The following is a 25,666-nucleotide window of genomic DNA, read 5'->3' as shown; positions in this document are numbered from 1 at the left end:
TGTCGCCCGCTGATACGTCCGAGACGTTGTTTCATGGGCATACGGGATGCACTTCGCGCGGGTACATCCTGGGGGTGCGTATGTCGCTGAAGGCGGTGGGAAGCGCGGCGGGGCTGGGGCTCCTGCTGGTGGCGGGAACGGGTTGTGGGCCGGAGGAGGAAGAGGCGGACGAGCTGGAGCTCGCGGACGAGGAGGTGGCGCCAATGTCCCAGGAGCAGGAGGTCCATCCGGCGACGCCGGGCGGGACGGCCTACACGAGGGCGAGCGCTGATGCTCGGACGGACGCGAGCTCGGCGGATACGAACTACGGCGACACCACGCGGCTTCGCGCGGACGCCTCGCCCGCGGCCGAGTCCTTCCTGCTCTTCGACACCTGGGTACTGGGCGCCCCGGTGAACAACGCGAAGCTGCGCGTGTATGCGACCACCGGCTCCGAGGGCACGCTGGCCGCGTGGCCCGTGTCCAACGACTGGACCGAATCCACCATCACCTGGGCCAACCGTCCCCTGTATTCCGGCGGCCCGGTGCTCCATACGCCCCTCCCCATCGAGGACGAGTCCTGGGTGGAGCTGGACGCCACGGAGGTGGTGCAGGGGGACGGCTTGTACAGCTTCGGAATGGGAATGGGGTCTTCCGACGGCGCGAGCTTCGTGTCGCGCAACAGCACCCTGGAGTCGCTGTGGCCCACCCTCTACATCAACCTGGAACCCTCGAACTGCACCCCCGGCACGCTCGTGGAGAGCCACGAGGTCAACCTCCCGGACCGGGCGTTCTACGTGTCCGAGTCCTCGCCCGACTCGCGCCTGTCCCGCCAGACCTCGATGTGGGTGGACGCGGACGTGGGGCGTGAAACCTTCCTCAGCTTCATCATCGACCCGCGTGGACGCGACATCAAACGCGCGGTGCTGGGCCTGCGCTCACGCGATGACGGCACCAAACACGGACCCAAACTGTACAACGTGGTGCCGGGGACCTGGACTCCCCAGAGCCGCACCTGGAACACGAGGCCCCAACTGGAACCGACTCCCATCGCGGAGCTTGGCGAAGTGCCTCCCTCCACCCGCATGTTGATGGACGTGACGGACCTGGTGCGAGGTCGCAGCGGAACGCTGGGCACGAATGGCACGGGGTTCAGGCTGGAGCTGGGATTGCGCAGCGACTCGTCGGACGGCGTCGAGTTCTACTCGCCCTACCACGGCCAGGACGTCTACCGGCCCAAACTGACGCTGTACTTCGACCGGCCGTGTCCTCCGTAATTGTTCCCGGGGCCGATGGTGCGTCGCATGGGAGTTGGGCCAGGCTCTCCTCCCATGCCAAATCCCTCCTCGTATCGTCGCGACATCGTCTCCACGGCGCTCTTCTGCGCGGGGCTCGCGCTGGGCTGGCCCCTGTTCGCGGGCGCGAAGCTCCAGGGGAATGTGTGTGATCCGCTCGCCGATGAATTCGAGAGCGTCCGGATGCAGCTCGTGTCAGCCACCGCGGATGGCGTCTCCATCATCCCCGCGCAGGGGCCGGGGCCCATTGGCTCCGCCTACTACGTGACGGCGGTGCGGCCGGAGGCGGGCGCGACCGGCGACTTCGCGAAGGCCACGCTCTTCGAGGCCGCGCCGACGGAAGGCACGGGCGAGTTCTACCGGAACATCAGCCTCCAGAGGCAGCCATGAGGAAGCTCGGCATCGTGCTCGCGGGCATGCTGACGAGTGCCCTGGCCTCCTCGCTGCTGACGGCCTGCTGCCCGGATCGCCCCCCGCGCGTGGTCTTCAAGCTGCCCTCTGGCAATTACGGGCTGAGCTCGCCCACGGGGGACACGAACTACCGCCTCTTCCTCTCCGAGGACGGCGTCACCGTGGTGGAACTCTTCGAGCGTGGAGGCAAGTCGTACCGGCAGGAGTACCGGGTCATCGACCGGCAGCAGAACTGACGCCCGCTGTCTGACTTCACCCGCGCCGGTCGCGCAGGCGCGTGTATGTGTATGAGACGAGCAGCAGCATGACGCCCAGCAGGATGAAGGTCAGCACGCGCTGATCCGGCGGCAGCTTCGCCACGTCCACCAGCACCAGCCGCCCCAGGGCGAGCCCCAGCACCGCGAGCGCGGCCAGCCGGTACCAGCGCTCGCGCACCGCGAAGCCCACGCCGAAGAGGAGGAAGGCGGCGATGACCCAACCCAGCGTGACGAGTCCCTCGGGCATCCGCGCGCCCACCAGCGCCACCAGCGACAGCCCCGTGCCCACCGCGCAGATGGCGGTGAAGGGCGTCCGGGCCTCCGGCTCCGGCAGGCCCGCGACGCGCACCGTCCCGCCGCGCTCCACCAGCACGAAGGCCACCACCAGTCCGGTGAGCAGCGTCACGCGTCCGGGCGCCTCCCATTCGCACGCGCCCAGGGCCACGTAGAGGATGAGCACGCCCACGCCTCGCAGCACCGGCGACTCCACCCCGCGCGCGGCCAGGCCCGCGACGAGCCCCGTCACCGTCCACGCCGCCACCAGCGCGACGTCGTCGTAGCGGGCAGGCATGGCCAGCGCGAGCGTCACCGCCGTCAGCGCCAGGTACGTATGGGTCAGCGCCACGGGCGCGCGCTGGAGCCGCGCCACCACCGCTCCCGCGCCGTGCGCCAGCGCGACGACGAGGAGGAACCCGAAGAGGCCCGAGTCCTGCTCCTGGGAGACCTCGTACGCGCCCAGCGACGTCAGGCCCACCCAGTTGAGCAGGGTGAACGCGAGGCTCGCGCGCACGGGCAGATCTCGCGGGCGCACCAGCAGCGCCACGGAGAACAGCAGGAAGTAGAGCGACAGGAAGCCCATGCTCAGCACGAGCCGGTCGTGCTCGGGCGCCCCCGGCGCCATGTGACCCGTGCGCACCGCCCAGACGACGTGCGTGCTGTAGACCGCCACCAGGCTGGACAGGGGCACGATGACCCAGCGGTTGCGCACCAGGAAGAACAGCGCGCCCGCGGCCAGCAGCGTGGTGGACAGCAGCGTGAACGCGGTGATGTCGCTGAGCATCCCCGTGTGCAGTCCCAGGAACAGCGCCATGCCCGCGACGGTCTCCGACTGCATCCGGTGCGCGATGGTGACGATGGCCACCACGAACCCCGCCAGCAGCACCAGCGCCAGCACCTCGCTGTCGATGACCCGCACCGCCGGGATGAAGTGCAGCGCGTAGGTGACGAAGTACGCCAGCGCCAGGCCACCGCCGAAGACGATGCGGCCGAAGAGCTGGTGCTTCCGCGCCAGCCACAACCCGAACGCGCCCAGCCCCGCGCTGAGCAGGTAGCCCGCGCCCACGCGAGCCAGCACTCCCAGCTCTCCGAAGTGGTACGTGATGAGGTACGCGATGCCGATGATGAGCGCCACGATGCCCAGGCGGCTCAACCAGTAGGTACCGACGTGCGCCTCCAGGTCCCGTCGCGGCTCGGGCACGGTCACCGGGGCCGCGATGGCGGCGGCTCCCGGCAAGGCCACGGGGCGCGGCGCCTCCCGGGCCTCCAGGGTCGCGAGCCTCGACTCCAGGGCCGCGACCGTCGCCTCCAACCGCTTCACCGTGTCCCGCAGGTCCTGCCCGTCACCCTCGTCCGACATGGACTCCCCTCGTACCTCAGCGCGCTTCCATCACGGCACCGGCTGGGCGCCGGCCTCCGGAGGGTGCGCACGGGGGCCGGACGGCGTGGCTTCAGGCGAGGTTGTGGAAGACGTGCTGCACGTCGTCGTCCTGCTCCAGCATGTCCACCAGCTTGAGCACCTCCGTGGCCTGCTCCTCGGGCAGCTCCTTCAGCGTGCCGGGCAGGGGGATGTACTCGGACTGGGTGGACACGGGCGCGATGCCCTTGGCTTCAATCGCCGACATGAGCTTGCCGAAGTCGGCGAACTTGCAGCGCAGGAGCAGCTGCTTCTCGCCCTTCTCGCCGGTCGTCTCGCCCATCTCCTCCAGGCCGTGGTCGATGAGCTCCAGCTCCAGCTCCTCCTGGTTCACGCCCTCGGCGTCCAGGCGGATGGCGCCCATGTGCTCGAAGAGGCGGGACACGCTGCCCGCCGTGCCCATGCTCCCGCCCAGCTTGGTGAAGGGGAAGCGGACGTTGGCCACCGTGCGCGTGACGTTGTCCGTGGCGGCCTCCACCAGGATGCCCACGCCGTGCGGGGCGTAACCCTCGTAGAGGAGGATCTGGTAGTCGGCCTGGTCCTGACCACTGGCGCGCTTGATGGCGGCGTCCACGTTGGTCTTGGGCATGTTCGCCGCGCGGGCGTTCTGCACGGCCCGGCGCAGCGCGGGGTTCGATTCGATGTTCGGCCCGCCCGCCTTCACCGCGATCACGATGTCCTTCGTGATGCGCGTGAAGACCTTCGCCATCTTGTTCCAGCGGGCGAACATCGTCGCCTTGCGTGTCTCGAAAATGCGTCCCATGGTTTCCTCAATATACCGTGACCCGCTCCGGTGGAGAGGGTTTCAACGAAGGGTGTGTCACCCGCGCGGGTAGCGGCTCGCCAGCGCGTCGGCCAGGGGGCCCGCGCCCGTGCGCAGGGGGTCCACGCAGGGCAGGCCATGGGCCCGGCCGGTGGCCTCCAGCAGCTTCAGCGCTTCGTCCTCGCCCAGGTGTTCGGTGTTGATGGCGATGCCCGTGCACTGGATGGCCGGGTTCGTCAGCCGTCCCTCCAGCACCGTGCGGTCGATGACGTCCTGGATGGAGGGCAGCGGGTGCTGGACGCCGCGCATGCGCGTGCGCGTGGGCTCGTGGCAGACGATGAAGGCGTCCGGCTGCGCGCCGTGCAGCAGGCCCAGCGTGACGCCCGCGAAGGAGGGGTGGAACAGCGAGCCCTGGCCCTCCACGACGTCCCAGTGGTCCGCGTCGTTCGCGGGCGTCAGCCACTCCGCCGCGCCGGAGACGAAGTCGGACACGACGGCATCCAGCGCCACGCCGCGCCCGGAGATGAGGATGCCCGTCTGACCGGTGGCCCGGAAGTCCACCTTCCACCCGCGCTGGCGCAGCTCCTTCTCCAGCGCCAGCGCCGTGTACTTCTTGCCCACCGCGCAGTCGGTGCCCACGGTGAGCACGCGCAGGCCGGGCCGCTTCGTGCCCTGGCCCGTGGCGAAGTCCCTGTCCGGGAAGCGCACGTCGTGCAGCCTGCGCCCGTGCTTCGCCGCCGCGGCGGCCACGGCGGGGAACGAGGCCAGCCGCTTGTGCAGCCCGGTGGCCACGTCCAGCCCCGCCTCCAGCGCTCGCACCAGCGTGTCCACCCACGCGTCCGCCAGCACACCGCCCGGATTCACCACGCCCACCACCAGCGTGCGCGCGCCCGCCGCCTTCGCCCGGGCGAGGTCCATGTCCGGCAGCCCACAGTCCGCCACGCAGCCCGGGAGGCGCAGCTGACCCACGCACCAGTCGGGCCGCCAGTCCACGATGCCGTGGGCCGTCTTGGCCGCGAGCTGATCCTTCACGTCCCCGAGGAAGAGCAGGTAGGGCTTGTCGATGTCCACGCGCGGTGCCTTAGCACGGCGGAAAAACGGCGTGGAAATGGCGCGGGGGAATAAGCGAGGCACCGGACGTAACAGGGAGGAGCCCGCGGGTGGGCTCAACCTTCCGGAGTCACCCATGCGCTTCATCCCTGCCGCCGCGTTCCTGTTCGCCGCCTCGCTCGCCACCGCCTGTGGAGGCCCCCTCGAGGAGGAGACCCCTGGCGCCGAGGTCGTGGACGAGTCCGTCGCCAGCCAGGAGCAGGCCATCGACGAGTCCTGCGTGGGCTCGGACGTGGTGCTGGCGCAGCCGGACGGCGCGGTCGTCACCGCCGTGTTCCCCCACTGCTCGTACGCGGACGCGTCGGCGGCCTCCAACGACGGCACGTATGATCAGCCGTCCTGCCCGCACCGCTTCGTGACGGAGGTCACCGGCCTGGGCGGCGCCTACGTCCAGCCGTTCGTGGAGGTCATCCCCGCCACGAGCAACGTCACCGAGAGCGCCTGCAAGGGCATCGCGATCTCCGGCGCGGCGTTCGGCTTCAAGAGCGGCTTCTGGTACGCCATGGGCTCCGTGAGCACGACCGGCACCTGGTACCCGGCGAGCCCCTTCTGGCCGGCCCACTGCTCGCTGCGCGTCAACATCGGCACGGGCGGGTCGAGCTACAGCAAGGTGCGGGTGACGGGGCTCGGGGCGGCGCTGGGCGTCTTCAAGGGCCGGGTCCGCACGGGCGTGCGGCTGGGCAACGGCCCCTGCTAGCCCTCCGGGCCACCGTGCCGGGCCTCCCACCCGCCAGGTGGGAAGCGCAGGGGAGGGTGTCGACGGACTTCGCGGGCGGGGCGGCTCCTGCTAGGAACGGCCTCGTGGTCTTCCGCCCGCGATCGCCCCGCGCCGTCCCGCCCGGGGAGTCCTCCGCATCCGAGCCGGAGGTGCCTTCGGCCTCCCGTGAGGATGCCGCGGAGTTCCAGGCGCTCATCGCGCGGTGTGCTCCAGCGCTGGAGGAGCGGGCCCGCATCCTGTGCCGGGGCCGCAACCCGTCGGACGCGAAGGACCTGTTGCAGGAGACCTACGAGCGGGCCTTCCGCGCGTTTCATACGTATGACCGGTCCGCGCCCCCCATGGCGTGGCTGGCGTCCATCCTCGTTCGACGCTTCCTCGACTGGTGCCGGCACGACCGGCGCCACCCCCAGGAGGAATTCACCGACGCGATGGGGGACACCCTGGCGGAGGCCGAAGCCGCCCCGGAGACATGGGCGCGCTACACGTTGGAAGACGTGTGGCAGGCGGTGGAACAGCTTCCCCCGGAGCTGCGCGAGGTGGTCCGCATGAAGGACATGGAGCGACAGAGCTACGCGGAGATCGGCCGGCGGCTCGGCATCCCGTCCATGACGGTGGGCACCCGGCTGTTTCGTGCGCGCAAGAAGCTCAAGGAGCTGCTCCTGGCCCGGGAAGGCACCGCGGGGGGCCCGGCGTGAGCGTGTCGTGTGAACAGCTCGCCGCCTTCGTGGACGGAGAGCTTCCGTTGGAGGAGGCCGAGGCCTTCCAGGCCCACCTCGCCACCTGCGCCGAGTGCCAGGCCGGCCTGGAGGACCAGGTCCAGGCGAGCCTCCTGGTGGAGGCCGCCGCCGAAGCACGCTCGGCGTCCGGAGCACAGGCGCCCGTGAGCACGGAGGCCGGGCCCGTGGTGCCTTCCGGCGCTGATGGCGGCCCTGCCACGCAGGGGCAAGCGCTGCGCGCGGTGCCGGGTGGGGGAAGCACGTCCAGCGCGGGCACGACGCCTGCGCATGCTCGCACCCGCGCAAGGTGGGATCGCCGCCGCGTGGCGGGCTTCGCGGCCGCGGCCGCCGCGGTGGTGCTCGCGGTGCTGGCGGTGGGACGTCCGTGGCGCACCTCCGAGCCCGAACGCACACTGCCCTTCGCGGTCGCCGAGGCTCGCCCGCTGGAGGGCCGCCTGAGCCACCCGGGCCTCGCGGCCTACCGTGCCCCGGGCACCCTGCGCGGCGGCGCGGACGGAAAGCCGGAGCTGGACCTCCAGGCCCTGTCACAGCTGGAGGCGAACGGGGACCTGCACGGCGTCGCGACCGCCTGGCTCGCGGCCGGGGACTTCGAGCGCGCGGAGCGCATCCTGGGGCGCCTGCCCGCGACGCCCGCCGTCATGGGAGACCTGGCGCTGGCGGCCCTGGGCCGGGCCCAGCCGGAGCGCGCGCTGACGGTGCTGGAGGTGGGCCTGGAGTCCGCTCCGGACGACGTGAGGCTGCACTGGAACCGGGGCCTCGCGCTCCAGGCGCTCTCGCTGGAGCTGGCCGCCGCGGCGGAGTTCTCCCGCGTGGCCCAGGCGAAGGAGCCCGGCTGGAGCACCGAGGCCGCCGAGCGCGCCGACGGCCTGCGCAAGGGCGCGCTGGCGCGGCGGGACTCGTGGCAGGCCATGAACGCGGCCGGCATGGCGCTGGCGCTGGACGGCACGCCGTACCCGGCGTCGATGGCGCGCCGCAACCCGGACCTGGCGCGGCTGTACCTCTACCACGCGCTCCGGGCGGCCCCGTCCGTGGAGCGCGTGAAGGCCCTGGCCCCGCTGGCCGAGCTGCTGGACGACGCCACCCGCACGAACACGGCGAGCGCCTACGTGGCGCGCGTCGCCTCGGCGGACTTCAGCAAGCGCGGCCCGCTGGCCAACACCTACCGCGAGATCCTCTCCGGCACGCGTTCGCTGGAGGGCCCGGAGGCGGATGCGTTCCTCGCGCGGCTGCGGCGCTCCGGTGAGCGCGACCTGCTCATGGGCGGCATCCTGCTGCTCCACCAGGAGGACCGCTTCGTCGACGAGCTGACGACGCTGGTCCGTCAGTCCGGAGAGCCCGCCTGGTACGACGCTCCGCTCGCCCGCGGCCGGGCCCAGGCGGCGCAGGACCGGGGGGACATGCAGACGGCGGAGACGTCCCTGAAGAACGGCCTGGCGTCGTGCCGGAGCGCGGGCTTCCAGTACCGCTGCGTGGACCTCCAGCGGAGCCTGGCGGCCCTCTACAACCGGATGGATCGCCGCCAGGAGGCCGGGTCGCTGGCCCGCTCCGCGCTGGAGGAGGCATTCCGCACGGACAGCTGGTTCCAGGAGGAGCTGCTCCTGGCCGACCTGGTGACGAGCGCCCGGCTGAGCCACGCCCCCGCGCTGGCCCGCGCCTACCTGGACGAGTACGTCCAGCACGCGCCCCAGGACTGCGCGCGCCGCTCGGAGTACCACCACGCTCGCGCGCTGCTCTTCGTGGAGGACCTGGACGCCAAGGGCGCCCGTCGCGAGGTGCAGGACGCGCTCACCTGTCCCACCGCGCCCACGCTGCTGGAGGTCGCCGTCGCGGGAGACCTGCTGCGGCTGGAGGGCAGCGCGGTGCCGGGCCGCGAGCTGGACCGCGTGCGCGAGCGCATCCGCGTGCTGCGCGAGGACCCGTCGCTCACCATCGGCGAGCGGCTGCTCGTGGACCACATCGAGGGGCGCATCCTCATCGAGCGCGACCGCGCGGCGGGCCAGAAGGTCCTGCGCGGGGTCATCACCGGCTCCGCGCTCCACCGCTCCACCGACATCGAGGCGCGCAAGGCCTGGGCCCACAGCCACCACGTGCTGGTGATGGACGCGGGCCGCGCGAAGGAGTGGGGCCCCGCCGTGGACCTGCTCGCGGAAGAGGTGGACCGCACCGCGCCCACGTCGTGCCTGCTGGCGCTGGCGGGCCAGGACGAGCGGATGCTCTTCGTGGCCCGGGGCCCCACGGGCTCCAGCAGCGGGCTGTACCTCAACGCCCTCAAGCGGCCCCTGCGCGAACAGGTGCCCGCGGTGCCGGACGCCATCCTCCAGGTGCTCGCCGGCTGTGAGGCGGTGAAGGTGCTCGCGGAGCCCATCCTCCAGGGGCGCCCGGGGCTCCTCCCCGGGGACCGCGCGTGGAGCTACCTGGCCCCCGGTGGCCACCGCGTGGAGGCCCCCGCCGTGGCGCCCGCGCCGAAGCGGCTGGTGGTGTCGGACGTGGAGCCGCCCGCCACGCTGGGGCTGCCGCGCCTGATGCCGTGGAAGGGCGTGACTGGAGCCGGGGACGTCCACCTGCGGGGCCGCGCGGCGACGCCCGAGGCGGTGCTCGCGGAGATGGAGGACGCCACGGAGGTGGAGCTGCACACGCATGGCCTGGCCGGCACCATGTCCGACGCGGCCTTCCTGGCGCTGTCCCCGGACGCGTCCGGACGCTACGCGCTCACCGCGGAGGACCTGGAGCGGCACACGCTCCGGGGCTCCCCGGTGGTGATGCTGGCCGCCTGTGACGCGAACGTGGGCGCGTGGCGCTACCACGCGGTGTCCAGCCTGCCGTCCGCCCTCATCCAGGCGGGGGCCCGGGCCGTGGTGGCGCCCTCCACGGAGGTGCCGGACGTGGAGGCCGGCGCCTTCTTCCAGGCGCTCCAGGAATCGCTGCGGCGCGGCACGCCGCCCGCCCAGGCGCTCCGGGACACCCGCGCCCGGTGGCTGGAGCAGGGCAGCGCCCGCTGGGTCCAGGACCTGGTCGCGTTCGAATAGGTAGAGTCCCGGCGAATAAACGCGCCGCCGCGCGTATGGGAGCCGGGAGGAATCATGATCACGCGTTGGAAGTCCGCAGTGGGAAGGATGGCCGTGGGCATCGCCACGCTGTCGGCGGCACAGGCCGGAGCCCAGCAGGCGAAGACCCAGAACACCCCGGTGAAGCTCGCCCCGGCGAAGCCCATCGCGAGCCCCGCGGCGGCGAAGGCCACCGGCTCCGTGGACGTGGCCGTGGACGAGGGCGCCAAGGGCACCCGCATGTACCGGTATGACCGGGGCAGCGGAAAGCTCACGCTGGTGAAGCAGCTCACCCAGAAGGACGCGGCCAGCACCACCGCCAACTTCAAGGCGCTGTCGGCCGTGGAGGCCGGTGGCGGCACGTCCCTGGTGGACCCGGACCGGGGCGGCGCCGTCGCCCCCGAAGGCCCGCGCCCCAAGGGCGGCGGTCCCCCGGGCGGACATGATCCGGGCCTCGGCCTCACCCAGACGGACCTGGCCAACATCAACCGCGAGCTGACGGCCATGAAGCTGAACAAGGCCCAGGTGAAGATTTCGCCCCAGGCCCAGCGGTAATCGAAAGCCTCATGAAGTGAAGCAACGGACGGCCGTGGCGCCGGAGTGGGGAGACGTCGCCTCACCCTGCGGGGCCACGGCCTTCATGTTCCTGGATGAACACAGGCCCACGCGTTCAACCCCAGACGGCGCGAGTGTCGGCTCTGACTGCGCTCCCGCGTTTCCCTTAGCTCTCATGCCTTGCCCCACGTACAACGTGCTCACACTTTTCGTGCGTGAGGGGGCGCTGCTCACCTGTTTGTCTTTGACGCCCTTCTCGTCCGAACGACCGTGAGCCCGGCTGGAGCGCTCGCGGCAGCAGCGAGGGTGCACACACATGGTGAACGTGGAATGCGGGCGTCGTCGTGGCGCGGGAACGTTGGGGGCCTGGGCGTTGATGCTGGCGGTGCTGGGAGCGGGCTGTGACCCTGGCTCGGGGGCGCCCGCGCCAGGGGAGGACCTGGCCACGCAAAGGCAGGCGGCCCTCAGCTACAACGCCCTGTCCTTCAACGGGCTGTCTTTCAATGGCTTGTCTTTCAACGGCCTGTCCTTCAATGGGCTGTCTTTCAACGGCCTGTCCACGGCGAGCTTCGCGCAGTGGTTCAGCGCGGATCCCGCGCTCGCGGAGCAGGTCATGCGCTACGTCGTGCGCTGCGCGGTTCCGCAAGGACAGACGCGCTCGTACACGGATGCCCAGACGAACACGGTGCATACCTGGCCGGGGCTGCTGGGGCTGGCGCCGGGCTGGGCCAACGGAGCGCCCCCGACGCTGGCCGAGCAGCAGATGGTCTCCGCGTGCCTCGCCGCGCACGCCAATCGCTTCGGCGTGAGCGTGCCCATCTCCGTGCTGGGCCGGAACGGGCAGGGGGCGCCCATCCCCACGACGGCGGAGGAGCTGGCCACGTTCACGCGGCCGGAGTCTTGCTTCTTCGGCAACGTCTTCCAGGGGCAGGGGCTCTACGCGGGCAGCCAGAACCCGCCCCTGACCGCGGCCCAGAGCACCACGCGCGCGTGCGCGGTGGTGGATGGCAGCGGCCACCCCCGGATGACGTGCGCGCCGCTCGCCTACGTGGGCAGCTGCTCGGCCGTGTGCACGCGGGAGGGGACCTCCCTCGCCTTCACGAGCTGCACGGTGGGTGGGGTGACCTTCCAGCCGCTCACCACGCGCGTGCGCGACGCGGACCTGGCCGCGTGCGGTGACGGCATCTGCCAGGTGACGGAGTCCTGCGGTGCGTCCAACACGTACGACGCGTGCGCGGCGGACTGCGGCGCGTGCCCGTGAGGTGAGGGTGGGGCGGCCCTTCAGCCGGAGTGGGAGCCCAGGCCGGAGGCCGCGCCCGCGCGCAGCCGTTCATGCAGCGCGGCGGTGAGCAGGTACCAGAACTGGACGTTGCCGAAGCTGAGGATGTCGCCGCCCCTCAGCGGCACCTCGCGCTGCCCGATGGTGCTCGCGTTGACGAACGTGCCGTTGGTGGAGCCCAGGTCGCGCACGGTGCAGCGGCCCTCCGCGCGGCTCCACTTGAGCTCCGCGTGCTGCTTGGACACGGACGCGTCGTCCAGCACCAGCTCGCAGTCCAGCCTCCGGCCAATGCGCAGCACCTCCGAGTCCCGGAGCGTGGGCAGGGTGGCGACGAGCAGGTCGTCGAACTCGAAGAGCAGGGCGAGCATGCCCTGCTCCACGTCGCCGGGACTGGCCATGCGGGTGGGCGCGAGCGCCGCGGCGGACAGCTCCGACGGCGGACGCTGCACCAGCGCGAAGGGGCCCAGCTGATGTTGGAAGGTGCCCACGGGGAGGGCGGAGGCGAGCGCGCGCAATTCCTGGACGGACAGCACGTGCAGCAGCCTAACGGGTCGGCCGTCGGGCGCCCAGCCACTACCAGACGATGGTTGTAAGGCTTTCGTTGACCGGCCAGTCACTCGTTCCCTACATTGACCCTTTCGAGTCGCGGGCCGGGTTCCAGGAGGGAACGCCGGACCTCCGATGCAAGCAGCCAGGTGACGGAAGGAGCGGTGGTTCGATGAGCGGGAGCGACAACATCCCGATGACCCCCCACGGTCTGCAGAAGCTCAAGGACGAGCTGAAGCACCTCCAGTCCGTGGAGCGGGGCAAGATCTCGCGTGAAATCGAGGTCGCGCGTGCGCACGGCGACCTGCGTGAGAACGCGGAGTACCACGCGGCCAAGGAGAAGCAGTCGCACATCGAGGGGCGCATCCTGACCCTCGGCGACTGGATTGCCCGCGCGGAGGTCATCGACCCGGCGAAGCTGGGCGGGGACAAGGTCGTCTTCGGCGCCACCGTGGAGCTGGTGGACACGGAGAACGACAAGACCATCAGCTACCGGCTCGTGGGTGAGACGGAGGCCGACCTGAAGAAGCGCTGGATCGCCGTCACCTCGCCGGTGGCGCGCGCGCTCATCGGCAAGAAGGTGGGCGACATCGCCACGGTGCAGAGCCCTGGCGGCGTGCGCGAGCTGGAGGTCGTGTCCATCAGCTTCGAGGATCCGAAGGAAGAGCCGGCCAGCTAGCGTTGAAGCCCGGCTGGCCGGGTGTCTTTCGGGGGGGCGGGCCTGGGCTCGCTCCCCCGGTTTCGTTTTCCCTGCGGCGTCAGGGGCGCTTCGTAGGATGGAGGCTGGAAATCCCGCGTGAACCACCCGCTCGCCAGCCTCGTTGGACCTCTCAAGTACGCGTGTCAGCGTGACTTCGCCCAGCTCGGGATCGTGCGTGATTTGCGCACGTTGATGGAGCGCACCCTGGCGGCCGCCAACGGCGTGGACGCGCGGGCGCTGGAGGACTTGAGGGCGGCGCTGCCGCACGTGGATCCGCCCGCGCCGCCGGAGCACCGCAAGGCCGCGCTGCGCCAGGTGCTGGGCGCGCTGAAGCTCAGCGGCGTGGCGCTGCCGGAGGAGCTGGAGCGCGTCGTCGTCACCGGGGAGATCAACGCCGCGGCGGCGGGGTTTCCCCGGGCACCGGAGCGCGCGCACGTGCTCGAAGGGGAGCTCATCCCCGCGCCGCCGCGCCGCCGGGTGACGCCGCCACCAGGGACGCTGGAGGCACGGGGCAACACCGTGCCTCCATGGCGTTCGCAGGACCCCGTGCCGCCGGTGAAGGGTGGTGCTCCGGCCGCCCGTCCCCCGGATGGCAACACAGGCCCGGCGAAGGGCGAACCCGTGCCCTACGGCGCGCGCATGGCCGCGGCCCGGAACGCGTCGATGGGCGAGCCGATGCCCTCCGGCACACGGGGAGCGGCATCACGCACGGGCCCCGCGCAGGTGGAGGCCCAGCCCTACGGCGCGCGCATGGCTGCGTCCAAGAACGCCGCCACCGTGCCTCCAGGCACCAGGCCCAGCAAGGGCGCGCCGCCGGCGGACCGCGCTCCCACGGAGAAGGCCCGGAAGAAGAAGGCCAAGGCCGTGGGCGCGGAGGCGTCCCGCTCCGAGGCGAAGCTCCTGTCCATCGCGCCGCGCACCGGGCCGCTGTCCGCGCCGCTCAAGTCCCTGGGCAAGCGCCTGGGGCCGCGCCTCGTCGCCGTGCTCGACAAGAAGGGCCTGCGCCGCACGGGCGACATCCTGTTCCTGTTGCCACGCTGTTACGAGGACCGCCGCAAGCTGCGCACCATCGCGGAGCTCATCCCCGGCGAGCGCGGCGTGACGGTGGGCACCGTCAAGACGGCGGACTTCGTGCCGGGGCGCGGCGGCAAGCGCATGTTCCGCGCCGTCGTGGGGGACCGCTCCGGCAGCATCGCGGCCACCTATTTCAACGCCGGGCCGTGGCTCAAGAGCCGCTTCTCCGTGGGCAAGCAGCTGGTGCTCTCCGGTGAGGTGCGCGCGTCCATGAACGGCCGCGAGATGGCGCACCCGGAGCTGGAGCCCGCCGAGGACCTGGAGAACTCGACCTCCGTCCACTTCCACCGCATCGTCCCCGTCTACCCGGGCTTCGAGCGCGGCGAGCAGCGCTCCTTCCGCGAGCTGGCCTCGCGCATCAGCGAACAGCACGCGCACCACCTGGAAGAACCGCTGCCCGCGGACCTGCGCCGCCGCTATCACCTGATGGGCCTGCCGGACGCGCTGCGCTTCATCCACTTCCCGCCCGACGACGCGGACCTGGAGGCGCTGGACGCGCACCAGAGCCCCGCGCACCGCCGGCTCGCGTTCGACGAGCTGTTCTTCCTCCAGCTGGGCATGGCCCTCAAGCGCCAGGGCATCAAGGCGGAGGAGGGCATCTCCTTCGCCGTCACGCCGGAGCGGCTGGAGAAGGCCCGCGCCGCGCTGCCCTTCCAGCTGACCGGCGCGCAGGCGCGCGTGGTGGGGGACCTCGCCCGGGACATGGCGCGCGCGGAGCCCATGAACCGGCTGGTGCAGGGCGACGTGGGCAGCGGCAAGACGGCCGTGGCGCTCGTGGCGGGCCTGGTGGCGCTCCAGGACGGCTACCAGGTGGCGGTGATGGCCCCCACCGAAATCCTGGCCGAACAGCACGAGCGCACCTTCCGCCGCATCCTGGAGCCGCTGGGCTACCGCGTGGGGCTCATCAGCGCGGCGGGCACCGCGAAGCACAAGCGCGAGGTGCGCGAGGCGGTGGGCAAGGGGGAAATCCACCTCGCGGTGGGCACGCACGCGCTGCTGGAAGGCGGCGTGTCCTTCCAGAAGCTGGGGCTCGTGGTCATCGACGAGCAGCACCGCTTCGGCGTGCTCCAGCGCCACACGCTCATGAGCAAGGGGCTCACGCCGGACGTGCTGGTGATGACCGCCACGCCCATCCCGCGCACGCTCGCGATGACGCTCTACGGCGACCTGGACGTGTCCATCATCGACCAGCTACCGCCGGGCCGCACGCCCATCACCACGCGCGTCTTCAACAACGAGCAGCGCGCGCGCGTCTACGAAGCGGTGGGCGCGGAGCTGGCCAAGGGACACCAGGCCTACGTCGTCTATCCGCTGGTGGAGGAGTCGGAGAAGCTGGACCTGGAGGACGCCACCCAGGGCGCGACGAAGCTGCAGGCGGTGTTCCCCAACGCCACCGTGGGCCTGCTGCACGGGCGCATGAAGCCGGAGGAGAAGGACGCCGTGATGGACGCCTTCCGCGACAAGCGCATCCAGCTGCTCGTCTGCACCACGGTGGTGGAGGTGGGCGTGGACGTGCCCAACGCGTCCGTCATGGTGGTGGAGTCCGCGGAGCGCTTCGGCCTGTCGCAATTGCACCAGCTGCGCGGGCGCGTGGGCCGTGGCGCCGCGGCCAGCTACTGCTACCTCGTCGCGGGCGCCGCGCGCTCCTGGGAGTCCACCGAGCGGCTGGGCGTCATGGAGCGCAGCAGCGACGGCTTCGTCATCGCGGAGAAGGACCTGGAGATCCGCGGCCCCGGCGAGTTCCTGGGCACGCGCCAGAGCGGCCTGCCGGAGCTGGCCGTGGCGAACCTCGTGCGCGACGGGGACCTGCTGTCGCTCGCGCAGGCGGAGGCGCGGCGCATCATGGACACCGACCCGAAGCTCCAGGATCCGGATCACCAGGGGCTCGTGAAGGCGCTGGAGGAGCGCTGGGAGGGCCGGCTCGCGCTGGCCCGTGTCGGGTAGGCGGGTAGGAGCGAGCAGGCAGGCACCCGCCCTCCGGTATGGCTCGCACTGTCGGGGTGCTTACGTTCTTGCCCGGGGGACCACGGGGGACGTCAGCCATGGGAGACTGGGGCCGATCAGAGTACCTGGCACGGCAGGGCATCCGGGACCGGCGGGTGCTCGCGGCGATCGCCAACCTGAGCCGCGCGGACTTCGTGCCGGCGGGTGCGCGGGACGCGGCCCATCAGGACGTCCCGCTGCCCATCGGCCACGGCCAGACCATCAGCCAGCCCTATGTCGTCGCCCTGATGACCGAGGCCCTGCGCCTGCGCGGCTGTGAGCGCGTGCTCGAGGTGGGCACCGGCTCCGGATACCAGACGGCGGTGCTGGCGCTGCTGGCCCGCGAGGTCTTCACGGTGGAGATCGTCCGCGAGCTGGCCCGGCCCGCCCGGCGGCTGCTCCATCGGCTGGGCTTCAACAACGTGTTCTACAAGGAGGGTGACGGCTCCCTGGGCTGGCCGGACGCCGCGCCCTTCGACGCCATCATCGCCACCGCCGCGCCGGAGGACATTCCCCGGGAGCTCTTGCGTCAGCTGAGGCCTGGGGGCCGGATGGTCATCCCCGTGGGCGGCGTGCACGAGACGCAGGAGCTGCTGCGCATCCGCCGGAGGCAGCCGGGGATGCTGCCCCAGGTGGAGCGGCTGCTGCCGGTGCGCTTCGTCCCCATGACGGGCCTGGGAGCGGCGCCAGGCTGAAGAGGTGCGGCAGGACGCGCGCCTGGACGCCCACTCGCGGCGCCCCGGGTCGCGTTGCCGACGGGAGAGGGGACCGGTAACGTCCCGGCCATGATCATCTGCCCGGTCTGCGACCACGTGCAGTCGGAAGGCGAAGAGTGCGAAGGCTGCGGCAAGCGTTTCCCCGGCCTCATGAACATCCCCGCGCCTGCCGTGGCCCCGCTGCCGGAGCTGGAGCTGACGCACCACGCGGGGGGCCGCGTGCCGGTGGACGCGCCCGCGCTGCCGGAGCTGGACCTGACGCGGCTGCGCTCGGGGCCGGACCTGCCGGCCCAGTCCGTGCCTGACCTGGAGCTGACCCGCTCGGGGACCACGGGCGAGGTGCCCGTCGCGCCGATGACGGACCTGGACACGGGCCGCGCGCAGGACGACGGCGTGCGCACCGCCGCACCCGTGGGCGCGGTGACGTGCCGCTACTGCCGCCACGTCCAGGCGGAGGGCCTGCTGTGTGATGGCTGCGGCATGCGGTTGCCTCGCGTCCGCGTGGCGGCGCCCGCGACGGCGAAGCGCCGGGGCGCGGACGAGGGCGAGCGCGTGCCCTGTCCCTCCTGCCACGTGCCGGCCTGGCCGGGCCGCGCGTGCGTGGCGTGCGGAACGAAGGTGGAGGTGGAGGCATGACGTCCGCGGCGCTGACGGCGGGCTATGCGTGCAGCGAGGGCTGCGGCTTCACCGCCTCGCTGTGGGACGTCGTCTACCGCTGCCCGCGCTGTGAAGGCCTGCTGGAGGTGGTGCACGACGAGGCCGCCCTGCGCGCCATCCCCGCGGTGGAGTGGAAGCGCCGCTTCGAGTCCCGCTTCGCGACGTCCCGGCTGCCGGACGGCTCCGGCGTCTGGGGCAAGCGCGAGTGGGCGCTGCCGGAGCTGCCCACGGAGGACATCGTCTCGCTGGGCGAGGGGCGCGTGCCGCTCAAGCCGCTGCCGCGCATGGCGGCGGAGCTGGGGCTGGGCTCGCTGATGTTGAAGGAGTGCGGCGTCTCTCCGACGGGCAGCTTCAAGGACTGGGGGATGACGGTCCTGGTGTCCGCGGTGAAGCACCTGCGCTCGCGCGGCACGCCCATCCGCGCGGTGGCGTGCGCGTCCACGGGGGACACGTCCGCGGCGCTGTCCGCGTACGCCGCGGCGGCGGGCATCCCGGCGGTGGTGTTCCTGCCGAAGAACAAGGTGTCGCTCGCGCAGCTCGTGCAGCCCATCGCCAACGGGGCGCGCGTGCTGTCGCTGGACACGGACTTCGACGGCTGCATGAAGCTGGTGCAGGCGGTGACGGCGGACACGGGTCTGTACCTGGCGAACTCGATGAACTCGCTGCGCATCGAGGGCCAGAAGATGATCGCCATCGAGCTGTGCCAGGACCTGGGCTGGGAGCCGCCGGATTGGATCGTCATCCCGGGCGGCAACCTGGGCAACGCGAGCGCCCTGGGCCGTGGATTGGATCTGCTCTTCAACCTGGGGCTCATCCACCGGCGGCCGCGCATCGCGGTGGCGCAGGCGCAGCGGGCGAACCCCCTGGCGCGCTCCTTCCGGGGCGGCTTCCAGGAGCTGGTGCCCATGCAGGCGGGGGCGACGCTCGCGTCCGCCATCCAGATTGGAAACCCGGTGTCCTTCCGCCGCGCGGTGCGGATGCTGCGCGCGTTCGACGGCGTGGTGGAGGAGGCGTCGGAGTCGGAGCTGGCGAACGCGGCGGCCCGCGCGGACCGCGAGGGCACCTTCGCCTGTCCGCAGACGGGCGTCGCGCTGGCGGCGGTGGAGAAGCTGGCCGCGTCGGGCGTGATGGCGAAGGGCTCCAGCGTCGCGGTGGTGGCCACCGCGCACGGGCTGAAGTTCGCGGACTTCAAGGTCGGCTACCACCGGCGGACGTTGAAGGACGTGACGGCCGCGCACGCGAACCCGCCGCTGGAGTTGCCAGCGGACCTGTCCGCCGTGCGCGAGGCCCTGAAGGACCTGGGCTGAGCGTCACCCCGTGAGCCGTGGAGCAGGCTCCAGCGGCGCGTCGGGCAGGGCCTGCTCGACGCGGCGGACGCCCGGGATGAGCATGCAGGCCGCCACCAGCAACACGGTGGCGGCGCCCAGCAGCAGGAAGAGCAACGCGATGCCCCGGCCGGGACCCGCGCCGCCCACCCACGGGCCCAGCGCGGAGGCTAGCGGTCCGCCCGGGGCCATCAGCGGCTCGAAGACGAGCTCCGCCAGCGGCCCGGAGAGCAGATAGGCGATGGGGATGGAGCCACCGGACAGCGCGGCGTGCACGGCGAAGACGCGGCCCTGCAGCGCCGTGGGGACCTTGCGCTGCCAGAGGGTCTGGTTGCAGCTCATGATGACGGGGACGGTGAAGAGGACGCCAAACGCGCCCGCGCCCACCACCCACGGGGACGCGTGGGTCGCGCCCAGGCCCATGAACACCCCCTGGAGCAACACGAAGCCAAACACGCTCCAGACGCGCTGACGTGAACCGCCCCAGGCGAGCAGCAGCAGGCTGCCGGCGAGCATGCCCACGCCGCCCGCGGTCATCACCGCGCCCAGCGTGCGCACGTCCGCGAACGACAGGATCAGCGGGGTGACGAGCACCTGGAGGATGCCCAGGTTGAAGCTCATCCACGTGAGGAGGACCTGGAGGCCGAGCAGGCCGGGCCGCTCGCGGATGTAGCGCCAGCCCACCGCGGCGTCCTGGAGCGCGCGGCCCGCCAGGGACACCCCAAGTGACACCCGCGCGGGGGCCACGTCCCGCGCGGGCGCGGGCATGCGCACCGCCTGGAGCACCGCCAGGGAGAAGCCCGCCGTGACGAGGTCGATGGCCAGCAGGCCCATGACGCCGATGACGGGCAACAGGACGCCGGACAGCAGGGGCGCGGCGATGCGGGCCAGCGCCACGCCCAGCTGCATGAGGCCGTTGGCGCGCGGGAGCTGCTCCGGAGCCACCATCAACGTCGTGGCCTTGGGGAACGCGGGCAGCTGGATGCTGTTGAACGCCGCGCCTGCCGCGACGAGCAGGAGGATGGCGCCCAGGCTCAAGCGGTCCAGGGCGATCAGCAGCGCGATGAGCAACGTGCAGACGGCGCCGCCCGCGTGGCCCAGGATCATCACCCTTCGCAGGTCCTGCCGGTCCACCACGCCGCCCAGCAGCGGCGCCACCAGCACGCCCGGCGCGAAGCTGGCCAGGGCGATGAGCGCGTAGAGCGACGTGGACTGCGTGTGCTCGTACATCCACACGCCCAGCCCGAAGCCATGGAGGTGCGAGCCCATGCCCGACACCGTCTGGCCCGACCACAGCAGCACGAACCGGGAGAAGGGCGGCCGCCCGGGGTCGTCGTCGATGCCGTGGCCCGGTTCGGTTCGCATGCCCTGGTCTCGCTGGATGGGGGGGAACCCTCCCATCCCGGTCTGACACAGGGCGTCCCGCGAACCTCGCGGGTCTTGCTAGTCCACCACGAGCGGCAAGCGCGACTCGATGGTGAGCCCGAATCCAGAAAGGCCCCGGTAGGTCATGTCCGTGTTGGACATGACGCGCATGGCGCTCACGCCCAGGTCGGTCAGGATCTGGCAGCCCATGCCCACGTCGCGGGACTCGTTGGCCGCGCGGCTGACGGACGCGTTGCTGCCGTCGCCCGCGCGCTTGTGGTGGATGCCGAAGTCGTTGCCGTGCATGCCGGGCAGGTAGACGATGACGCCCGTGCCCTCGCGCGCCACGTTCTCCAGCGCGCGGTCCAGCAGCAGGTTGCACTTGCAATCCGGTGACCCGAACACGTCACCCATGGCGCAGGCGCCGTGCAGGCGCACCAGCGGGGCGGGCTGGGTTTTGGACGGGTCGCCCTTCACCAGCACCAGCGACTTCGCGCCATCGGGCGTCCACGTGTACGTGTAGGCGGTGAACTCGCCGTGGCGGGTGCGCACGACGCCCTGGCCGGGCTCGCGGCGCACCAGGCGGTCCTTGCGGCTGCGGTACTCGATGAGGTCCGCGATGGTGATGAGCTTGAGGCCGTGCTCGCGCGCGAACTGCTTCAGGTCCGGCATGCGCTGCATGGTGCCGTCGTCCTTCACCAGCTCGCAGAGGATGCCGGAGGGCTGCAGGCCGGCCAGCCGCGCCAGGTCCACGGCCGCCTCGGTGTGGCCCGCGCGGCGCAGCACGCCGCCTTCGCGGTAGCGCAGCGGGAAGATGTGGCCGGGGCGCAGGAAGTCGTCCGCGGTGCTGTTCGGATCGGCGAGCGCGCGGATCGTCTTCGTGCGGTCGCTGGCGGAGACGCCGGTGGTGGTGCCGTGGCGGAAGTCCACGGAGACGGTGAAGGCGGTGCGGTGGGACTCGGTGTTCTCCGCCACCATCTGGGGCAGGCGTAGCGCGTCCAGCCGCTCGGCGAGCATGGGCTGGCAGATGATGCCGCTGGTGTGGCGGACCATGAAGGCCAGCATCTCCGGCGTGGCCAGCTCGGCGGCCATGATGAGGTCGCCTTCGTTCTCGCGGTCCTCGTCGTCGGCGACGATGACGCACTTGCCGGCCTGGATGTCGCGGATGGCCTCCTCGATGGTGTTCAACTCGGAGTCTCGGCTCATGTCGGGGGAACTCATCCTGCTGACGACGTGGAGAGGCATGGTGCGCGGCATGTAACGCGAGGGGGGTGGGGTGGCAAGCGATGCCCGGGCAGCGAGCGTGCGTCCGTTCAATGGCTGGGATGAGCGCAACCTGTGACTGAGCGTCCGTGTAGGTAGGCGCAGCCCTGCCGGCGACTCGACGGGCTGGGACGTGTGATGTAGGGTGCTCGGCTCCGTGAGCGCAGACATCCAGGACAAGCGGGCCCGGTTCGACCAGTTGCAGGAGAGCCTGGCGACCCGGCAGAGCACCACCCACTTCACCCACGCAGGGGTGTCCGTCATCGCCTTCATGCTGATTGGCGGGGCGGCGGGGAAGCTGTTCTACGACTCGCTCCGCACGCCGCTGCTGGCCTGGGGCGCCACGCTCCTGGCGCTGGGGCTCCTGGTGTACGGCTTCCGCAGCTACCGCAAGGGCCGCGCGGTGCTGGTGGAGGAGCTGCAGCGGTACGAGGCGTTGCTCGCGCTGCGCCGCGAGCTGCACCTGGACAACCCCGCCGCGCTCCTTCCCCGGTGAGCGCCGCGAGGAAGGCCGCCCTCCCGGGGCGGTTCATCGTGCTGGAGGGCCTGGATGGCGCCGGCACCACGACGCAGACGGAGCGGCTGGCGTCCGCGCTGAGGGCGGACGGGCACGCGGTGGTGACGACGCGCGAGCCCTCCGACGGTCCCATCGGCACGATGCTGCGCCAGGCGCTCACGGGCCGCCTGGGGCTGCCGCACGGCCGGGGGCCGCTGGCGCAGGAGACGCTGGCGCTCCTGTTCGCGGCGGACCGGACGGACCACCTGCACGCGCGGGTGCTGCCGGCGCTGGAGGAGGGCAAGGTGGTGCTGTGCGACCGCTACGTGCTGTCCTCGCTGGCGTACCAGGGCGCGAGCCTGCCCATGACGTGGGTGGACACGGTGAACGCGCACGCGGTGTCGCCGGACCTGACGCTGTTCGTGGGCGTGGATCCGAACGTCGCGGCGACACGCCGGGCCGTGCGCGGAGGCCCCGCGGAGCTGTTCGAAGCGGACGAGGCCCAGCGGCGGATCGCGAAGCAGTACCTCAAGGCCATCACGCTGCGGCAGAAGCGCGAGCGCATCGTGAACATCGACGGTGAGCTGTCCGTGGAGGCCGTGACGGATGCGTGCCTCAAGCAGGTGCGGCGGTTGCTGGTGCGCAAGCGCTGAGCCCTGAAGGTGCTCCCGCGACGCGGAAGCCGCGGACGAGCGACCACAACAGCTCCAGCATGGAGCTGTCGCAGGAGATGCGGGTGACGGCGAGCCACGTGCCCACGGGTGCCGCGCCCACGCGTGCGTCCATGGCGCTGAAGAAGTCCGCCACGCTCCGGTGCGGAACCATCACGCCAGTGGGCTTGCCGGAGGCGCCGGCCGGGTAGAGGACGCAGGCAGGGTCCTCCAGCGTCGTGCCCGCGCGCGGGGGCCCCAGCAGCTCCAGTTCGAACGCGTCCTGGGAATCCAGCAGGACGGTGCACACGCCGTCCACCGGCAGGTGCTGGACCCGGTGGGACTCCGTGACGAGCACCCGCGCCCGTGAGTCTTCCATCATCGCGGCCAGGTGTTCCCGCGGGCAGTCCGGATCCAGTGGAACGAACGCACCGCCTGCCTTGAGGATGCCGAGCATCGCCACCACCATGCGGGTGGAGCGCTCCACGCACAGGCCCACGCGCACGCCCCGCGAGACACCGTGCTCGCGCAGGTGCCACGCCAGCGCGTCGCTGGCCGCATCCAGCTGCGCATAGGTGAGCGTTTCATCTTCCGCTACCGCCGCCACCGCGTCCGGAGTGCGCGTCACCTGCGCGCGGAACTGCGCGGGGATGCAGCGCGTATCGTCCGGCGGGGACGGCGGCGGCAGGTCGTTCAACTCGCGAAGCGGCATGTACCGTTCGTCCGTGTCGAGCAGAGGCACGTCCTCGGATGCGGTGGGCACGGCCACCTGTGCCCGCGCTGGCCGCTTCCAGTCCTCCGCAAGCGACATCGGCACCATGTCCGTGGCCACCCAGTGGAGTTCACCCAGCTCCGGCGCCTCTGACGTGAGGAGCGGGGACATCTCCAGGATGCTGCTCGTCGTCAGCACGAAGCGCGCGCCGCAATCCCGAGCGATGGCAAGAAGCTGGGGCAGGGCGCTGTCCAACCGGGAAGGATCCGGCGGGTGGCACGGCACCGCGATGGCGCCCACGTACAGGCAGCCCATGAACCCCACGACGTATTCGAGGCCTGGCGGATACAGCAGCAGCACTCGTTCGCCGGCCGCGTTCAGCGTCCGCAGCCACGTCCCCAGGGCCCGCGCCCGGGTGTCCAGGTTCGAGAAGCTCCACTCCTCGGATGGCCGCGCATCTCCCAACCGCTCCGCTCGTGGATAGAGCAGGTCCGCGAGGTGGAGGGTCGAATGGAAGAGCTCTTCGCCGTTCTCCGCAGCATCCATGAACAAGTCCCTAAACGAGGAATGTCAGATAATCGCGGACTATGACCCATGGGTCTGACATCTTGCCCCCAGCATCGCGCTTCTGCTCTTTCTCTCGGCCTGCGCGACGTCAGCGCCGCGCCGAAACGAGCCAACGGTGCGGAACCCGAGGGTCGCCAACCTCCAGCGAGCAGCAAAGCTGCCGTGGACTGACGGGGGACGGTGCGTCGTCCGCGAGGCTTCCCAGCCTTGGCCCGTGCTGGTGGAGACGTGCTACCGGACCCTTGAGCCAGAAGACCTCATTGCATTGCCTCAACGCGACGAGTGGGTCGCGGCCAACATGGAAAACGGAGGGTTTCCGTTCCTCTGCAACGATGATGATGACCGGCCAGTGACGGTTGCCGGATTGGAAAACCCAAGCGGTCTTGCCGCAGGAGGCCCACCGCATTTTGAGATCCATGCGGACCTGCCACTAGACGCAGTCGGCATCGCGGGGGCTGTCGATGTGCTTGCAGGTATCGCGGAGAGCGCTCGCGCGGTATGGGGGCATGTGACGCCGAGCGGTTACGGAGGGATCGTGGCGCAACACTTCCGCCATCCCGGCGATGAGCTGCACGTTCCGCCCTATGGGCTGCCGTCGCTCAAGCTCCCATGGGACAGGTCTTCGCCTGAGATTCCGCACTTTCTCGGGTGGCTGAACTACTGGTCAGCCGCTTCCGCACAGCGGAACCTGTCAACGTGAGTGAGACAGCGAGTTCGTGAGATTACTGCGCAACCTCCAGTGAGTTGGCCAACCGGGCGGGGTATCGAATCCAAGTCGCTCCGAGCGGTAGCGAGGTAGGGGCACGACTCTGCTGGGAGTTTCGCACCGGCCGGGCCGGCTCCTCCATCCCGGCAGGTCACGCCGGCAGGCGTCCTGGAAACCACGTTCGGTGGCACGGGCGTGCGCACCTTCCAGCTCTCCACGGGCATCTCCACCCTTCACGCGCTCACCCTCGACGCGAGCGAACGGATCATCGGCGCGGGCACGGTCGACAACAGTGGCCTGGATCTGGTGGTGATCCGCCTGACGCCGCTGGGGGCCCTGGATACGACCTTCAGCGGGGACGGCGTGGCGACGGCGGACGAGGGGCACCAGGATGAAGGCTTGTGCGTCGTTGCCGGGCATGACGGCAAGATCGTCGTGGCGGGTACCTCCACGGGCAGCCTCGATAACCTGGTCGTGCGCCGCTTCAACCTCAGTGGCACCCTGGACAACACCTTCCATTCCCTCTCGGACTTCAGCTCGCCAGACCTCACGCCGAGGACGCTCATCCGGCTGTCGAACGGGAAGCGGTTGGTGGGGGGCAAGGCGGTGTTCTCCGATGGGACCAGCCAGGGCGTGGTGGTGGGGCTGAGCGCGAGCGCGGCTCAGGACCCGTTCTTCGGCGACGGAGGCTACGCCTTCTTCAAGTCAGGGCTCCCGAGCGTGCAGGAGGCGCTTGTGGGCATGGACCTGCTGGCGGATGGCACCGTGGTCGCCGCCACCTGGAGTCAGGATGCGAAGGGCGCCTCCGGACTGGGGGTTGTCCACGTGGACAAGAGTGGCTTGAAGGTCCTTCGCGCGCACCGGACGGACCTCCCCGGGAAGGAGCAGCCCACGGCCGCGAGGTTGGACGCACAGGGCTTCCTGCGCGTCGTCGGGACGCGGGTCCCGGACGGACAGAGTGAAGCCGTGCCCTTCGTGACCCGCTTCCACCCGCATTGACAGCGCAGTGGGTAGATGCGGTTCTATCGCTCGTCAGCGATGTCCAAGCACACCTTTCGGTCAAGT

At 71.2% G+C, this 25,666-nt stretch carries 23 protein-coding genes and 1 pseudogene; 17 read left to right on the top strand and 7 right to left on the bottom strand.

Features of this window, described 5'->3' with window-relative positions; genetic code table 11:
* The first annotated feature begins 80 nt into the window (after positions 1-80).
* From D7X96_RS02675 to D7X96_RS02665, 3 genes are read left to right on the top strand one after another with little or no spacing between them, the layout of a single operon-like run.
* Positions 81-1,256, top strand: coding sequence for a DNRLRE domain-containing protein (locus tag D7X96_RS02675; RefSeq protein WP_158626535.1), 1,176 nt, complete (start codon positions 81-83; stop codon positions 1,254-1,256).
* 54 nt (positions 1,257-1,310) lie between these two features.
* A complete protein-coding gene (locus D7X96_RS02670; protein ID WP_120548645.1) occupies positions 1,311-1,664 on the top strand; it encodes a hypothetical protein in 354 nt (117 codons plus the stop codon).
* Positions 1,661-1,921: a hypothetical protein gene (locus tag D7X96_RS02665; protein ID WP_121722045.1), complete on the top strand. Its 261-nt coding sequence runs from the start codon at positions 1,661-1,663 to the stop codon at positions 1,919-1,921. The genes D7X96_RS02670 and D7X96_RS02665 overlap by 4 nt, the downstream gene beginning before the upstream one ends.
* A gap of 16 nt (positions 1,922-1,937) precedes the next feature.
* Here the strand turns inward: D7X96_RS02665 and D7X96_RS02660 are convergent, their stop codons facing one another.
* The 3 genes from D7X96_RS02660 to dgcN all read right to left on the bottom strand — a co-directional run bounded on the left by D7X96_RS02660 (position 1,938) and on the right by dgcN (position 5,469).
* Positions 1,938-3,578: a DUF2339 domain-containing protein gene (locus D7X96_RS02660; RefSeq protein ID WP_120548647.1), complete on the bottom strand. Its 1,641-nt coding sequence runs from the start codon at positions 3,576-3,578 to the stop codon at positions 1,938-1,940.
* Positions 3,579-3,669: 91 nt separating this feature from the next.
* A complete protein-coding gene (locus D7X96_RS02655) occupies positions 3,670-4,398 on the bottom strand; it encodes a YebC/PmpR family DNA-binding transcriptional regulator (protein WP_120548648.1) in 729 nt (242 codons plus the stop codon).
* A 57-nt stretch (positions 4,399-4,455) separates the two neighbouring features.
* Positions 4,456-5,469 carry an N-acetyltransferase DgcN gene (gene dgcN, locus D7X96_RS02650; protein WP_121768896.1) on the bottom strand — a complete coding sequence of 338 codons (1,014 nt, stop codon included), beginning with the start codon at positions 5,467-5,469 and terminating at the stop codon, positions 4,456-4,458.
* Positions 5,470-5,584: 115 nt separating this feature from the next.
* On the opposite strand from dgcN, the gene D7X96_RS02645 reads away from it, so the two are divergent.
* The 5 genes from D7X96_RS02645 (at position 5,585) to D7X96_RS02625 (ending at position 11,823) form a co-directional block, all read left to right on the top strand.
* Entirely contained in the window at positions 5,585-6,205 is a 621-nt protein-coding gene (locus D7X96_RS02645; protein ID WP_121768895.1) for a hypothetical protein, read from the top strand.
* 170 nt (positions 6,206-6,375) lie between these two features.
* Positions 6,376-6,921, top strand: coding sequence for an RNA polymerase sigma factor (locus tag D7X96_RS02640; protein ID WP_233609480.1), 546 nt, complete (start codon positions 6,376-6,378; stop codon positions 6,919-6,921).
* Positions 6,918-9,989: a CHAT domain-containing protein gene (locus D7X96_RS02635; RefSeq protein ID WP_121768894.1), complete on the top strand. Its 3,072-nt coding sequence runs from the start codon at positions 6,918-6,920 to the stop codon at positions 9,987-9,989. Before D7X96_RS02640 ends, D7X96_RS02635 begins: the two co-directional genes overlap by 4 nt.
* Before the next feature lie 54 nt (positions 9,990-10,043).
* A complete protein-coding gene (locus D7X96_RS02630; RefSeq protein ID WP_147442746.1) occupies positions 10,044-10,562 on the top strand; it encodes a hypothetical protein in 519 nt (172 codons plus the stop codon).
* Between the two features lie 316 nt (positions 10,563-10,878).
* On the top strand, positions 10,879-11,823 hold the full coding sequence (locus D7X96_RS02625) for a hypothetical protein (protein WP_121768893.1): 945 nt from the start codon (positions 10,879-10,881) through the stop codon (positions 11,821-11,823).
* 20 nt (positions 11,824-11,843) lie between these two features.
* Here the strand turns inward: D7X96_RS02625 and D7X96_RS02620 are convergent, their stop codons facing one another.
* Positions 11,844-12,374: an FHA domain-containing protein gene (locus tag D7X96_RS02620; protein WP_120548655.1), complete on the bottom strand. Its 531-nt coding sequence runs from the start codon at positions 12,372-12,374 to the stop codon at positions 11,844-11,846.
* 185 nt (positions 12,375-12,559) lie between these two features.
* Between D7X96_RS02620 and greA the strand changes: the two genes are divergently transcribed.
* From greA to thrC, 5 genes are all read left to right on the top strand, one after another.
* Positions 12,560-13,066, top strand: coding sequence for a transcription elongation factor GreA (greA, locus tag D7X96_RS02615; protein ID WP_120548656.1), 507 nt, complete (start codon positions 12,560-12,562; stop codon positions 13,064-13,066).
* Between the two features lie 117 nt (positions 13,067-13,183).
* Entirely contained in the window at positions 13,184-16,105 is a 2,922-nt protein-coding gene (gene recG / locus D7X96_RS02610; RefSeq protein WP_121768892.1) for an ATP-dependent DNA helicase RecG, read from the top strand.
* Between the two features lie 98 nt (positions 16,106-16,203).
* Positions 16,204-16,839, top strand: coding sequence for a protein-L-isoaspartate(D-aspartate) O-methyltransferase (locus tag D7X96_RS02605; protein ID WP_120548658.1), 636 nt, complete (start codon positions 16,204-16,206; stop codon positions 16,837-16,839).
* 90 nt (positions 16,840-16,929) lie between these two features.
* Positions 16,930-17,496 carry a hypothetical protein gene (locus D7X96_RS02600; protein ID WP_121768891.1) on the top strand — a complete coding sequence of 189 codons (567 nt, stop codon included), beginning with the start codon at positions 16,930-16,932 and terminating at the stop codon, positions 17,494-17,496.
* The gene (thrC, locus tag D7X96_RS02595; RefSeq protein WP_120548660.1) at positions 17,493-18,824 is read left to right on the top strand and encodes a threonine synthase; all 1,332 of its coding nucleotides are present in this window, start codon (positions 17,493-17,495) and stop codon (positions 18,822-18,824) included. Before D7X96_RS02600 ends, thrC begins: the two co-directional genes overlap by 4 nt.
* A 3-nt stretch (positions 18,825-18,827) precedes the next feature.
* On the opposite strand, the gene D7X96_RS02590 is transcribed toward thrC, so the two are convergent.
* On the bottom strand, positions 18,828-20,207 hold the full coding sequence (locus D7X96_RS02590) for an MFS transporter (protein WP_158626299.1): 1,380 nt from the start codon (positions 20,205-20,207) through the stop codon (positions 18,828-18,830).
* A gap of 78 nt (positions 20,208-20,285) precedes the next feature.
* Entirely contained in the window at positions 20,286-21,413 is a 1,128-nt protein-coding gene (gene ribB / locus D7X96_RS02585; RefSeq protein ID WP_121768890.1) for a 3,4-dihydroxy-2-butanone-4-phosphate synthase, read from the bottom strand.
* Positions 21,414-21,627: 214 nt separating this feature from the next.
* On the opposite strand from ribB, the gene D7X96_RS02580 reads away from it, so the two are divergent.
* Both D7X96_RS02580 and tmk read left to right on the top strand, forming a co-directional pair.
* The gene (locus D7X96_RS02580) at positions 21,628-21,966 is read left to right on the top strand and encodes a hypothetical protein (RefSeq protein WP_233609481.1); all 339 of its coding nucleotides are present in this window, start codon (positions 21,628-21,630) and stop codon (positions 21,964-21,966) included.
* Positions 21,963-22,619 (top strand): dTMP kinase, encoded by a 657-nt coding sequence (gene tmk / locus D7X96_RS02575; protein WP_121768889.1) that lies wholly within the window; start codon positions 21,963-21,965, stop codon positions 22,617-22,619. Before D7X96_RS02580 ends, tmk begins: the two co-directional genes overlap by 4 nt.
* Here the strand turns inward: tmk and D7X96_RS02570 are convergent.
* A complete protein-coding gene (locus D7X96_RS02570) occupies positions 22,582-23,874 on the bottom strand; it encodes an AMP-binding protein (RefSeq protein WP_147468206.1) in 1,293 nt (430 codons plus the stop codon). The genes tmk and D7X96_RS02570 overlap by 38 nt on opposite strands.
* 73 nt (positions 23,875-23,947) lie before the next feature.
* Here D7X96_RS02570 and D7X96_RS02560 point away from each other — a divergent pair.
* Positions 23,948-24,577: pseudogene (locus tag D7X96_RS02560) on the top strand (DUF5953 family protein); the annotation flags it as partial.
* A gap of 219 nt (positions 24,578-24,796) precedes the next feature.
* Positions 24,797-25,600 (top strand): hypothetical protein, encoded by an 804-nt coding sequence (locus D7X96_RS02555; RefSeq protein WP_120548665.1) that lies wholly within the window; start codon positions 24,797-24,799, stop codon positions 25,598-25,600.
* The last annotated feature ends 66 nt before the right edge of the window (positions 25,601-25,666 follow it).

Origin of the sequence: Corallococcus interemptor, from assembly GCF_003668875.1 — a bacterium.
Classification (GTDB): Bacteria; Myxococcota; Myxococcia; order Myxococcales; family Myxococcaceae; genus Corallococcus; species Corallococcus interemptor.
The sequence above is the reverse complement of the archived record's forward strand: the minus strand, read 5'-3'. Positions and strand labels throughout refer to the sequence as shown.

Coding starts and splice junctions, on each gene's coding strand:
- D7X96_RS02570 (WP_147468206.1), bottom strand. CDS start 23,874: ATGGATGCTGCGGAGAACGGCGAAGAGCTCTTCCATTCGACCCTCCAC.
- D7X96_RS02625 (WP_121768893.1), top strand. CDS start 10,879: ATGGTGAACGTGGAATGCGGGCGTCGTCGTGGCGCGGGAACGTTGGGG.
- D7X96_RS02660 (WP_120548647.1), bottom strand. CDS start 3,578: ATGTCGGACGAGGGTGACGGGCAGGACCTGCGGGACACGGTGAAGCGG.
- D7X96_RS02675 (WP_158626535.1), top strand. CDS start 81: ATGTCGCTGAAGGCGGTGGGAAGCGCGGCGGGGCTGGGGCTCCTGCTG.
- D7X96_RS02600 (WP_121768891.1), top strand. CDS start 16,930: ATGATCATCTGCCCGGTCTGCGACCACGTGCAGTCGGAAGGCGAAGAG.
- thrC (WP_120548660.1), top strand. CDS start 17,493: ATGACGTCCGCGGCGCTGACGGCGGGCTATGCGTGCAGCGAGGGCTGC.
- D7X96_RS02605 (WP_120548658.1), top strand. CDS start 16,204: ATGGGAGACTGGGGCCGATCAGAGTACCTGGCACGGCAGGGCATCCGG.
- D7X96_RS02670 (WP_120548645.1), top strand. CDS start 1,311: ATGCCAAATCCCTCCTCGTATCGTCGCGACATCGTCTCCACGGCGCTC.
- D7X96_RS02590 (WP_158626299.1), bottom strand. CDS start 20,207: ATGCGAACCGAACCGGGCCACGGCATCGACGACGACCCCGGGCGGCCG.
- D7X96_RS02655 (WP_120548648.1), bottom strand. CDS start 4,398: ATGGGACGCATTTTCGAGACACGCAAGGCGACGATGTTCGCCCGCTGG.
- D7X96_RS02630 (WP_147442746.1), top strand. CDS start 10,044: ATGATCACGCGTTGGAAGTCCGCAGTGGGAAGGATGGCCGTGGGCATC.
- greA (WP_120548656.1), top strand. CDS start 12,560: ATGAGCGGGAGCGACAACATCCCGATGACCCCCCACGGTCTGCAGAAG.
- D7X96_RS02645 (WP_121768895.1), top strand. CDS start 5,585: ATGCGCTTCATCCCTGCCGCCGCGTTCCTGTTCGCCGCCTCGCTCGCC.
- ribB (WP_121768890.1), bottom strand. CDS start 21,413: ATGAGCCGAGACTCCGAGTTGAACACCATCGAGGAGGCCATCCGCGAC.
- D7X96_RS02665 (WP_121722045.1), top strand. CDS start 1,661: ATGAGGAAGCTCGGCATCGTGCTCGCGGGCATGCTGACGAGTGCCCTG.